This window comes from Enterococcus pernyi, from assembly GCF_045371165.1.
GTDB lineage: Bacteria > Bacillota > Bacilli > Lactobacillales > Enterococcaceae > Enterococcus_B > Enterococcus_B pernyi.
Genome location: NZ_JBIQDM010000021.1, coordinates 1 through 11,499, shown reverse-complemented (window position 1 = coordinate 11,499; position 11,499 = coordinate 1). Strand labels below are relative to the sequence as shown.

Sequence of the window (11,499 nt, the reverse complement as noted above, 5' to 3'; positions counted from 1 at the left end):
CGTTTGTGATTGCCGTAGCAACTTTTATATCTTAGCAAACTCTCGGATGATTGTCAACTATTTTTTAAAAGTTTTTTTAACTCGTTTTTCACGAGGTCGTTTTAGCAACTCACTTATAATAACTTGTTGTTTGTTATTTGTCAATCACTTTTTTTGTTTTTTTCTTTGCGAAACTAACTTCAATCAGTGAATCACTCAAAAGCAACTTCGTTATCTTATCATGTGTTAACAAACATGTCAATCACTAATTTTAAGAATCGATTTGTTTGTTTTCCGTTCTTTCGGACAAATAATAATATACCAACATCAATTTTGAAAGTCAACTAAAAAAAGGCTGATTTATCAACATTTTTAAGAGAGTCGATCATTAAAAATAGGAAGCACAAAATCATTCGTTTTTACGTGTTTTTTCTCCTGTTTAAACTAGTTCCACCGAGATAATGTTCATCTTTTAGTTTGTTTGATCAAATTTATTTTTTCTTACTATTGCTGTATAAGTGTTCTCAATTTATTACTTCGTTTAAATGATGTTTCTCCTTGATTTAAATCACTTTCTATTTTTGTTTCCTCCTTTATCTTAGGTTTCCACCTCTTCTACCCCCTCTTCTTCTAAAATTTTCCTTAACAAAGCGCTGCTTTTATCTATTTATCTTTTTTTTTGCTAAAATATTAAGAGTAAACACATTAATCGATGGAGGATCTATTTATGAAAATATTAATCGCAGATGACGACAAGGAAATTGTTGAATTACTTAGTATCTACGTACACAATGAAGGCTACGAAGCAGTAAAAGCCTATGATGGAAAAGAAGCATTATCAAAAGTACGAACAATCCCTGATATTGAATTACTTATTCTAGATATCATGATGCCTGAAATGGATGGCATGCAAGTAGTAAAAGAATTAAGAAAAGAATCACAAATCCCGATCATCATGTTAACAGCGAAAACGACTGATATGGATAAAATCAAAGGATTAGTAGCTGGAGCGGATGATTACGTAACAAAACCATTTAATCCTCTTGAAGTAATGGCTCGTGTGAAATCTTTGTTACGTCGCACAAAAATGCAAGTGACACCAGATCAACCGGATGTCCTAGAAGTAAATGCCTTGATCATCAATAAAGATTCCCATGAAGTCAAAACAATCGATGGAAAAGAAATCCAACTGACTGCCTTAGAATTTGGTATTCTATATCTCCTTGCAAGTCATCCTAACCATGTATTCAGTGCAGATGAGATCTTTGAACGTGTCTGGAAACAAGAAAGTATCGTTTCTGCTAAAACAGTAATGGTTCATGTTAGTCATCTAAGAGATAAAATTGAAGAAGCAACTGGTGGAGAAAAAGTCATTCAAACCGTTTGGGGAGTGGGCTATAAAATTGATGCAAGATAAAAAAGTGATCGAAAAACGACGCCGGATCAATCTGACATCTAAAGAAATCAGTGAATTATTAGCAGAAGGAATCATTACGATCATCCTTCTGCTTCTATTGAATGTAGCGATGTTGGTTATTATCAGTTCGATCATCAGTAGTTCACCTTCTTTGACAAACGCTATTTGGGATTCTAAAAATATCTTTGCCCAGCGTTTAGATAGTGATTTGTTTTGGAATGGCCGAAATTTTATTTTTCCTGTGTTCTTTCTATTAGATGTTGGTGTATTATACTGGCGATTGATTCGTCGCTACCGACAAATGCAATTACGACACATTATTAGTGAATTGCATTATATCGCTAATGGCAATTATGACCATCGTATCCCTTTCGAATTAAGTGGCGATCTTAGTCGTGTAGTCAAAAGTATCAATGGCTTAGTGGATAGTACGGTAGCGGCGATTGAAGACGAACGTAAAATCGAAAAATCAAAAGACGAACTGATTACAAACGTCAGTCATGATATTCGCACACCTTTAACATCAATTATTGGCTATTTAGGTCTTATTGAAGATGGTCAATATCAAACAGAAGAAGATCTGTTGAAATATACTCACACTGCTTATGTCAAAGCGAAACAAATGAAATCATTGGTAGAAGATCTGTTCGAGTATACCAAGGTACGTCAGCCGGCGGTTCCTGTGAATTTTTCTGCATTTGATTTGATCCAATTGATTGAACAATTGGCAGCTGATTTTGAACTAGAAGCTTCTAAAAAGGATATTCAAATTTTTGTTGAATCTCCAATCAATTCACTGATCATGGATGGTGATACCGAAAAGTTGGTTCGCGTATTCAATAATTTATTAACCAATGCCCTAAAATATGGCAAAGGAGCTACTAAAATCATCATTGAAATTGAACAACTTGGTTCAGAAGTCATCGTTGTTGTCAAAAACAATGGTGCCATGATTCCTCAACAAGCCATTGACAATCTATTTGATCGATTTTACCGTGTGGAAGAATCCCGTTCACAAGAAACTGGCGGGACAGGGCTTGGTCTAGCCATTGCACAAAGTATCGTAGCATTGCACGGTGGCTATATCTATGCGAAGTCAGATCAAGATTGGACGTCTTTTATCATGCATTTCCCGCTTAAAAAAAATGAAAAGTTAGTCGGCAATCTGACAGAACATATTGACGGAAACTAAATTTTTCGCTATTCTTAGAATACAAATAGAAGAAAACAGTGAACCCAGTACATTTTATTTTTTTCAAGAGAGCTGATGGTTGGTGCAAATCAGTAAAAAATAATTTCGAAGTTCCAGTTCACCCAATGTGCCTTTCGAAATAAGAAAGGTCGGTAACAGCCGTTATCTGTTTACAAGTGCAGTCTCGATAGACTGAACTTGGGTGGTACCGCGAAACTCAAACCAGTTCGTCCCAAGATATTTCTTTGGATGAGCTGGTTTTTTTATACAAAAAAAGGAGGAAAAGAAATGTTAGATATTAAAATGATCCGTCAAAATGTTGACTATGTACAAGAAAAATTAACGTCACGTGGCGTTAAAAAAGAAGTCTTAGCGGAGTTTGTGGAGTTAGATGAATCTCGCAGAAAATTGTTGGTTGAAAGTGAAGAATTGAAAAAATACCGTAATGATGTATCTGCTGAAATCGCCCAATTAAAGCGTAATAAAGAAGATGCAACTGCGAAGATCGCTGAAATGAAAAAAGTCGGTGGGAAAATCAAAGCACTAGACGAAGAAGTTGCACAAGTGGATGAAAAATTACAACAAATCGCTACAACTCTTCCTAATTTACCTCATGATTCCGTGTCAGTAGGTAAAGATGAAGAGGATAACGTGGAAGCTCGTCGCTGGAGTGAACCTCGTCAATTTGCTTTTGAACCAAAACCTCACTGGGAAATTGCTGAAAATCTAGGTATTCTTGATTTTGAACGTGGGGCAAAAGTATCAGGAAGCCGCTTTGTTTACTATAAAGGATTAGGTGCTCGCTTAGAACGTGCCCTTTATAATTTTATGTTAGATCAACACGTCTATGAACATGGCTATACTGAAATGATGACGCCTTACGCTGTAAATAGCCAAGCCATGTTTGGTACTGGTCAATTCCCTAAATTTAAAGAAGATGTTTTCCAATTAGCTGATACAGATTTAACTTTGATCCCAACAGCTGAAGTTCCTTTAACAAACTACTACAGCAATGAAATCTTAGCAAAAGAAGATTTACCTGTTTACTTCACTGCACTTAGCCCAGCATTCCGTTCAGAAGCAGGTAGTGCCGGTCGTGATACTCGTGGATTGATTCGTCTTCATCAGTTCAATAAAGTAGAAATGGTGAAATTCGCTGATGCAGAACATTCATATGAAGAACTTGAAAAAATGACCGCTGACGCAGAGGACATTTTGAAAAAATTACACTTACCTTACCGTGTTATGACATTATCAACTGGAGATATGGGCTTTTCAGCAGCGAAAACGTACGATTTAGAAGTATGGATCCCTGCACAAGATACGTATCGTGAAATCAGTTCTTGCTCAAACTGTGAAGATTTCCAAGCGCGCCGTGCGATGATCCGTTACCGAGATGCAGATGGAAAAATCCATTATGCACATACATTGAATGGTTCTGGTTTAGCAGTTGGCCGTACGGTTGCTGCCATCCTTGAAAACTATCAAAATGAAGATGGTTCAGTCACAGTTCCAGAAGTACTCGTGCCTTACATGGGGAACCTAAAAGTAATCAAATAAACAATAAAGCAGCTAAGTGATTCGTTGGCACGAATTGCTTAGCTGCTTTTTTATGTTCAAGAAGTTTGATTATGATTCTACAGAATAGTTTGGTGCTTCTTTCGTAATTTGTACATCATGTGGGTGAGATTCTTTCAAACCACTGCCACTCATTTGAATGAACTGTGCATCATCTCTTAATTGTTTTAGGTTTGCAGAGCCAACATAACCCATCCCTGATTTTAAGCCACCGATCATTTGGAAGAGAATGTCTGCTACGCTTCCTTTGTACGCTACACGGCCTTCAATACCTTCTGGCACTAACTTATTGGCTTCATTCGTGCCACCTTGGAAGTAACGGTCTTTTGATCCTTTTTCCATGGCGCCTAATGAACCCATTCCACGATATGTCTTGAAGCGACGACCTTGATAGATTTCAAATTCACCTGGAGATTCATCGGTTCCTGCCAACATACTACCTAACATAACCGCATGACCACCCGCTGCTAAAGCTTTGACGATATCACCAGAATATTTGATCCCACCATCTGCAATAATGGTTTTTCCATATTGGCGCGCAACTGAAGCTGCATCGTAAATGGCTGTTAATTGGGGAACACCCACACCAGCAACCACACGTGTCGTACAAATCGAACCTGGTCCGATACCTACTTTCACCACGTCAACACCTACATCGTATAACGCTTTTGTTGCTTCTGCTGTTGCTACATTACCAGCAATCAATGTTGCATCTTTAAATGTTGTGCGAATTTCTTGGATTTTACGGATTACACCTGCGCTATGTCCATGCGCCGTATCAATGACAATGGCATCTGCGCCAGCATCAAGTAAAGCTTGTGCACGTTCAAAGGTGTCGCTAGTGACACCAACTGCGGCAGCTACCAACAAACGACCATGTTCATCTTTTGCTGCATTTGGAAACTCGATTACTTTTTCGATATCTTTGATCGTGATCAAACCACTTAATCGACCTGCATCATCAACGATCGGTAGTTTTTCGATTTTATGTTGTTGTAAGATTTTTTCTGCATCTTTTAGAGAAGTGCCTACTGGGGCTGTTACTAAGTTTTCTTTTGTCATGACTTCGCTGATTTCGATATGGAAGTCTGTAACAAAACGCATATCACGGTTTGTAATGATTCCTACTAATTTGCGATTTTCCAATGTTTCGACGATTGGAACTCCACTGATACGGTATCTGCTCATTAATTCTTCAGCATCTGCGACCAAGTGTTGTGGTGTCAAGAAGAATGGGTCGATGATTACACCACTTTCAGAACGTTTCACTTTACGTACTTCGTCTGCTTGTTCGCTGATTGTCATGTTTTTATGGATGACACCTAGACCACCCTGTCTTGCCATAGCAATCGCCATTTTGCTGTCAGTAACTGTATCCATACTTGCACTGATGATAGGAATATTCAATTTGATATTTTTTGCTAATTGTACACTCATATCCACTTCGTTTGGTAACACGTGACTTTCTGCTGGTATCAATAAGACATCATCAAAAGTAAATCCTTTTTTCGTGAACTTTGTTTCCCAGTTGGACATTTTTAGTACCACTCCTCTTGTTTAGTTTATCTACTAAAATAATCGATTTTCTTTTGTAAGTCAACAACTTCTACTAATCCCTTGTTTTTTCTAAGGAACTACTCAGTGAATCCTAAAAAAAGAACGTACCAGCATAATGAAGCGTCTCCTAATGTTTGATCAAAATCAAATGTTAGTTAGCGCTTTCGTCTTACACTGCACGTTCTTTTTTCTTACTCAATATTTTTACTAAACTGAAACGAGTACACTTCAAGAAAGAAAAGATGCAATTCACTTTTTAAACATTTGCTTCGATCGATTCTTTGATCTTTTCAATTTCATTCAAATAATATAGTTTATAGGGAATGCTTAAGCCTTTTTTCTTCGTCTCTTCGTCAAGATACTTTTCATCGACATCTGTATACACAAATAAATCAGCAGTTAGTGTCTCTGGGTTTCTTGTATTATAGCTAATGAAATCCAGCTCGATTTCTGGCCCTAAAACAGACCGCATTTCTTTTTGAAACTTTTTTCCATGCCCAAGAATAAATTGTCCAGTTTTGATTCCGGCATAACCAAACAGAGGCACTCCGTCAGCATTGATAGAAAATATCCATTTGACTTTTTTCATATTCATTCACCCCTTATCGTTTAACTATCTCGCTCAACATATTTTATAACATCAGTGATCATCTCTATTATTTGATAATAACACTCTTTTATTATTTTTTATAATAATAAAAAAAACGTTTTGAGATCATGGTCGTCACTGTCAAATCAATAGAAATAAACAATAAAAAAGAGCACGTGCAGCGTAATGCTAACACATTCTCTTTTTTTTTGTTCGTCTCGTAAGTCACATAATTTCTAAGTCCAATAAATTATCTTCTTGGAACAGAAAGACTGCCAACGATGCCATATTTTTTCTTTAAATAGTAACGCAACGCAAGAGCTGCTGCACCGATGATGATGATCACCACTGGATCTAATAACGGGTTAACGATTGGTGGCAACAAGGTTGTTGCTGAAAAAGCAATGACCCAGATCAATGTCGTTCCACCCAAAATCAACAAGGTTTTACCCATTCCAGGTTTTTTACTACGATCAGCACCTGGATACTCATACTGGTAAATATACTTGTACATCAAGTAAAAGACCCATCCACCAATAGCTGAACCTAGTACAAGTGTGGTGATTCCATAAGCAGGTGTTGTTTCACGTGAAAACAATCCAGTGATTGCGATCATGACACTCAATAATCCGAGTAAGAGTAAGGTATTGTCCAACCACATCAACGTTGGTGTCGAAGAAGTTCTCACTTCAACCGGTTTATTGATGATTGCTTCTGTTCTTTCAGATACCGTTCCAAATAATTGGCGGGCTGTTTTCCCACCTTTTTGTTCGGATACTAAAACGGGTAACATCTCATGCAAAGCCGTTACTTTTTCTTCTTCTGATAAATTCGCTGCTTCTAGCGACTTTTTTAAGTCAAAAATATATTGTTGATTACGTTTTGTTAGTTGTTCTTCTAACTGCGCATTTTCTTTTACGATTTCGCGTAACTGTTCTGCTTCCATTATTTTACAGTCCTCCTTAGACGCTGACGGTTGTCACAAAAGACATTTTAACATATCACATACACCGTATGATAGCCTTTTTATACATTAAAACGGAATAACATAACGTCGCCATCTTGAACGACATAGTCTTTCCCTTCTAATCGTACACGTCCGGCTTCTTTCGCTGCGTGCATCGTTCCGTATTGGTCTAAATCTTCAAATGAGACTGTTTCTGCACGGATAAAGCCACGTTCAAAATCGGTATGGATGATTCCTGCAGCTTGTGGCGCTTTGATTCCTTTTTTGAACGTCCACGCACGAACTTCTTGTTCACCTGCTGTAAAGTATGTTGCTAATCCTAATAGGTCATACGCCGCACGAATCAATTGATCCAACCCTGACTCTTCAATGCCTAATGCTTCAAGAAACTCTGCTTTATCTTCGTCGTCAAGCTCAGCAATTTCTTCTTCTGCTCTGGCGCTAACGACAATCACTTCTGCATTTTCTTCTGCAGCAAAATTGCGGACTGCTTGAACATATTCATTCGCATCTGCATTTGCTACTTCATCTTCTGCCACATTCGCAACATACAAGATCGGTTTTGTTGTTAACAAGAATAAAGATTTAACGATTTTTTGTTCTTCTTCTGTAAATTCGATCGAACGTGCTGAACGTCCATCTTCTAATACTGGTTTGATTTTCTCTAACACCGCTAATTCAGCGACTGCATCTTTATCTTTTGTTTTTGCAATTTTTGCCACACGTGTATAGCGCTTCGTCACTGACTCTAAATCTGCTAAGACAAGCTCTAGATTGATCGTATCGATATCTGCTAAAGGATCGACACGTCCTTCTACGTGTGTGATGTTGTCATCGTCAAAACAACGAACGACATGACAGATTGCATCTACTTGGCGAATATGACTTAAAAATTGGTTTCCTAATCCTTCACCTTTACTTGCACCCTTAACGATTCCAGCAATATCTGTAAACTCAAAGGTTGTTGGTACAGTTTTCTTTGGTTTTACTAATTCTGTTAAACGTTGTAAACGCCAATCAGGTACTTCAACCATTCCAATATTTGGATCAATAGTCGCAAAAGGATAGTTGGCAGCCTCTGCTCCCGCCTTTGTAATTGCATTGAACAAAGTTGATTTTCCTACGTTGGGTAAACCCACAATTCCAGCAGTTAATGCCATAAATTCATTCACTCTTTCTCTACATTTTTTTCAAGTACTTTTTTCATTTTTTTCTCAAATTCTCGACGGGTCATCATCACGATATGACCGCAATTCATACATTTGATTTTGATATCAGCGCCCATTCGGATGATCTCCCAACGGTTCGTTTGACAAGCATGAGGTTTTTTCATTTCTACGATATCATGTAAGTCGTACATAACATAGCCTCCCTCTGTTTATTCTTCATCAAATTGAATATTTAGAATATCAAGAATTCTAGTTAAATCATTTTGTGAAAGATATTCGATTTCGATTTTACCTTTCCCATTCTTTTCTTGGATGGCGACACTTGTTCCAAATTTATCCATCAAGCGATCTTCACTCTCACGGATATAATACGGTTTTTCCTTTGCTAAACGTGGGATTTTTTTCTTTTCTTGCCCATCATTTTGATTCAGCTCGGAAACGATCTGCTCTAATTGTCGAACCGTTAGATTTTCTGTTACGACACGATTGGCTAATTTTAATATCAATTGTTTATTTTTTAATCCAAGTAACGTACGAGCTTGTCCCATAGATAATCGTTGATCTTGGACCATTTCTTTCACCAAATCAGGCAATGTCAATAAACGCAAATAGTTTGCGATATAAGGACGACTTTTCCCTAAACGACTTGCGACTTCAGCTTGTGTCAACTTTAAGTTCTTCATCAACATCTCGTAAGCTTCTGCTTCTTCTAAAGGATTCAAGTCTTCACGTTGTAAGTTTTCTAAAACTGCAACTTGCATCATCGCTTCTTCGTCGAAATCTCTGACAATTGCAGGAATCGTTTCTTTGCCAGCTAACTTAGACGCCCGGAAACGACGTTCACCTGCGATGATCTCATAACCTTTCACCGACGAACGACGAACAATGATCGGTTGAAAGACACCGGAGTACTCGATCGAGTTCGCTAATTCTTGCAATGATACTTCTTCAAATGTTTTACGTGGTTGATACGGATTAGGACGCAATTCGTTTAGTGGCAACTGAATGACAGTTTCATCTTTCACGTTGACTGTTTCTAAATTTTCCAAATCTTGAAACAGCGCGTCGATTCCCCGGCCTAGTCCTTTACTTTTCTTCACGATCGACCACTTCCTTTGCTAATGCTTGATACACTTCAGCGCCTCTGGAACGCGGATCATAATCAATGATAGGTTTTCCATGACTTGGTGCTTCTGACAAACGAATGTTTCGAGGAATCACTGTGTCATACACTTTTTCACGGAAATACTTCCGTACTTCTTCCACCACTTCATTCCCTAGATTCGTTCGAGCGTCATACATCGTCAATAATACCCCTTCGATTTCCAATTCAGGGTTGAAGTGTTTTTGTACCAAGCGAACAGTATTCAGCAATTGACTTAACCCTTCTAACGCATAGTATTCACACTGCACAGGGATCAAAATCGAATCACTTGCAGTAAATGAGTTGATGGTTAGATGACCTAAAGATGGCGGGCAATCAATTAAAATGTAGTCATACTGATCGTTGACTTCAGCCAGTGAACTTTTTAAACGTGATTCTCTTGCCATCATTGAGGTCAATTCAATTTCCGCTCCCGCTAATTGAAGAGTGGCAGGCACAATACTCAAGTTTTCATGTTCAGTAGCAATTGTCGCTTCAGCAATTGGTAACTCATTGACTAATACATCATAAATATCTTGTGTCACATCAGGTTTACGAATGCCTACTCCGCTAGTGGCATTTCCTTGTGCATCCATATCTACAAGCAACACTTGTTTACCTAAACTTGCTAAACAAGCACCTAGATTTACAGTTGTCGTTGTTTTACCAACGCCGCCTTTTTGATTTGCAACGGATATAATTTGTGCCATCTCTTCTCCTCCTACTTGATTGGTTGCTTATTCGGCAACCCAGGTTTTCTTGGATACTTCTTCGGTGTTGGTTTCTTCTTCTGTATAATCAGAATGTGGCGTTTGTCCGAGATTTTAGGTAGTTCAATTGCTTGCTCTCCGATAAATTTACCACCTAATTGCGCAATCGCTGGTTTCGCTTCTGCCAATTCTTCTTCGCTTTTCGCAGCTTTCAGTGCATAGAAATAGCCCTCTTGTTTCACTAATGGTAAACACAGTTCCGTCAATACATTCAAACGTGCCACTGCACGAGCAGTCACAAAATCAAATGATGCACGGAATTGCGGATTTTGCCCAAATGTTTCTGCACGATCATGATAAAGAGATGCATCGATTTCTAATTGATTCGTTAACTCAGTTAAAAAAGTGATTCGCTTATTCAAGGAATCAACAATCGTTATTTGTAACTCAGGAAAAGCAATTTTTAAAGGAATACTTGGGAACCCAGCTCCTGAGCCGACGTCACATAAAGTCAGGCCAGTTGAAAAATCAACATCAAATGCCAACGTCAATGAATCATAAAAGTGTTTTAAATAAACTTCTTCTCGATCAGTGATCGCCGTCAAATTCATTTTTTCATTCCACTCCACTAATAAATGAAAATAACGGTCAAACTGCGCCATTTGCTTATCCGATAAATGAATGTCTTTTTCTGCCAAGACTTGGCGAAATTCTTCTGGTGTCATAATTTTTCCTTTCATTGTGAAACAGCTAATTGTTTCACAGAATCTCTTCCTACTTTAACGCAAAATGAGTCGAGTTGCAATCTTTCTATATATAAATTTAAAGGAGGTTATGCCAAATTCGGAAGTAGGTAAATTCTTGTTCTACAATAAAAAAATAATCCGCCCTCGGACAACACAAAAAGAGTGTGCTGCCCATTGCTCACACTCCTTTATTTTCTATTATTTAGTTAGACAACAATCACTTCTCAATAGTGCTTTTATCGATCGTTCACTTTTGTAGCAAGGGTTAGAACAATTGATTCGCTAATTCTTTGTCACGTGCCACCATTTCATTGATTTTTTGGGTGATTTCATCGGCGAGTGTTTGAAACTGTTCTGACATCTGATCGATCTGCCGGATTTTATCTCTAAATTCCTGTGTTGGCTCATCGACAATCTCCCATTTTGTACAATTAACTTCGGCTAATGTTTC

At 37.9% G+C, this 11,499-nt stretch carries 11 protein-coding genes, 1 pseudogene and 1 other annotated feature; of the genes and pseudogenes, 3 read left to right on the top strand and 9 right to left on the bottom strand.

Annotated features, from left to right (window positions below):
* Window positions 1-706 precede the first annotated feature (706 nt).
* The 3 genes from croR (at window position 707) to serS (ending at window position 4,148) form a co-directional block, all read left to right on the top strand.
* The gene (gene croR / locus ACH0AK_RS14850; RefSeq protein WP_010734587.1) at window positions 707-1,396 is read left to right on the top strand and encodes a response regulator transcription factor CroR; all 690 of its coding nucleotides are present in this window, start codon (window positions 707-709) and stop codon (window positions 1,394-1,396) included.
* A complete protein-coding gene (locus ACH0AK_RS14845; protein ID WP_023520586.1) occupies window positions 1,383-2,588 on the top strand; it encodes a sensor histidine kinase in 1,206 nt (401 codons plus the stop codon). The genes croR and ACH0AK_RS14845 overlap by 14 nt, the downstream gene beginning before the upstream one ends.
* A gap of 32 nt (window positions 2,589-2,620) precedes the next feature.
* Window positions 2,621-2,826, top strand: a binding site (T-box leader).
* 50 nt (window positions 2,827-2,876) lie between these two features.
* Window positions 2,877-4,148: a serine--tRNA ligase gene (gene serS, locus ACH0AK_RS14840; RefSeq protein ID WP_226076010.1), complete on the top strand. Its 1,272-nt coding sequence runs from the start codon at window positions 2,877-2,879 to the stop codon at window positions 4,146-4,148.
* 69 nt (window positions 4,149-4,217) lie between these two features.
* Here the strand turns inward: serS and guaB are convergent, their stop codons facing one another.
* The 9 genes and pseudogenes from guaB to ACH0AK_RS14795 all read right to left on the bottom strand — a co-directional run.
* Window positions 4,218-5,702, bottom strand: coding sequence for an IMP dehydrogenase (gene guaB / locus ACH0AK_RS14835; protein ID WP_010734584.1), 1,485 nt, complete (start codon window positions 5,700-5,702; stop codon window positions 4,218-4,220).
* Between the two features lie 277 nt (window positions 5,703-5,979).
* A complete protein-coding gene (locus tag ACH0AK_RS14830) occupies window positions 5,980-6,312 on the bottom strand; it encodes a hypothetical protein (RefSeq protein ID WP_023520588.1) in 333 nt (110 codons plus the stop codon).
* Between the two features lie 250 nt (window positions 6,313-6,562).
* Window positions 6,563-7,258 (bottom strand): DUF1129 domain-containing protein, encoded by a 696-nt coding sequence (locus ACH0AK_RS14825; RefSeq protein WP_010734582.1) that lies wholly within the window; start codon window positions 7,256-7,258, stop codon window positions 6,563-6,565.
* Between the two features lie 80 nt (window positions 7,259-7,338).
* A complete protein-coding gene (gene ychF, locus ACH0AK_RS14820) occupies window positions 7,339-8,439 on the bottom strand; it encodes a redox-regulated ATPase YchF (protein WP_010734581.1) in 1,101 nt (366 codons plus the stop codon).
* 8 nt (window positions 8,440-8,447) lie between these two features.
* Window positions 8,448-8,639, bottom strand: coding sequence for a DUF951 domain-containing protein (locus tag ACH0AK_RS14815; protein WP_010734580.1), 192 nt, complete (start codon window positions 8,637-8,639; stop codon window positions 8,448-8,450).
* An 18-nt stretch (window positions 8,640-8,657) separates the two neighbouring features.
* Window positions 8,658-9,548, bottom strand: coding sequence for a ParB/RepB/Spo0J family partition protein (locus tag ACH0AK_RS14810; protein WP_010734579.1), 891 nt, complete (start codon window positions 9,546-9,548; stop codon window positions 8,658-8,660).
* Window positions 9,535-10,302, bottom strand: coding sequence for a ParA family protein (locus tag ACH0AK_RS14805; protein ID WP_010734578.1), 768 nt, complete (start codon window positions 10,300-10,302; stop codon window positions 9,535-9,537). The genes ACH0AK_RS14810 and ACH0AK_RS14805 overlap by 14 nt, the downstream gene beginning before the upstream one ends.
* Before the next feature lie 11 nt (window positions 10,303-10,313).
* On the bottom strand, window positions 10,314-11,027 hold the full coding sequence (gene rsmG / locus ACH0AK_RS14800) for a 16S rRNA (guanine(527)-N(7))-methyltransferase RsmG (protein ID WP_010734577.1): 714 nt from the start codon (window positions 11,025-11,027) through the stop codon (window positions 10,314-10,316).
* 286 nt (window positions 11,028-11,313) lie between these two features.
* Window positions 11,314-11,499 (bottom strand): annotated as a pseudogene (locus ACH0AK_RS14795) (triacylglycerol lipase); the annotation flags it as partial.

Coding starts and splice junctions, on each gene's coding strand:
- croR (WP_010734587.1), top strand. CDS start 707: ATGAAAATATTAATCGCAGATGACGACAAGGAAATTGTTGAATTACTT.
- serS (WP_226076010.1), top strand. CDS start 2,877: ATGTTAGATATTAAAATGATCCGTCAAAATGTTGACTATGTACAAGAA.
- guaB (WP_010734584.1), bottom strand. CDS start 5,702: ATGTCCAACTGGGAAACAAAGTTCACGAAAAAAGGATTTACTTTTGAT.
- ACH0AK_RS14830 (WP_023520588.1), bottom strand. CDS start 6,312: ATGAAAAAAGTCAAATGGATATTTTCTATCAATGCTGACGGAGTGCCT.
- ACH0AK_RS14825 (WP_010734582.1), bottom strand. CDS start 7,258: ATGGAAGCAGAACAGTTACGCGAAATCGTAAAAGAAAATGCGCAGTTA.
- ychF (WP_010734581.1), bottom strand. CDS start 8,439: ATGGCATTAACTGCTGGAATTGTGGGTTTACCCAACGTAGGAAAATCA.
- ACH0AK_RS14815 (WP_010734580.1), bottom strand. CDS start 8,639: ATGTACGACTTACATGATATCGTAGAAATGAAAAAACCTCATGCTTGT.
- ACH0AK_RS14805 (WP_010734578.1), bottom strand. CDS start 10,302: ATGGCACAAATTATATCCGTTGCAAATCAAAAAGGCGGCGTTGGTAAA.
- rsmG (WP_010734577.1), bottom strand. CDS start 11,027: ATGACACCAGAAGAATTTCGCCAAGTCTTGGCAGAAAAAGACATTCAT.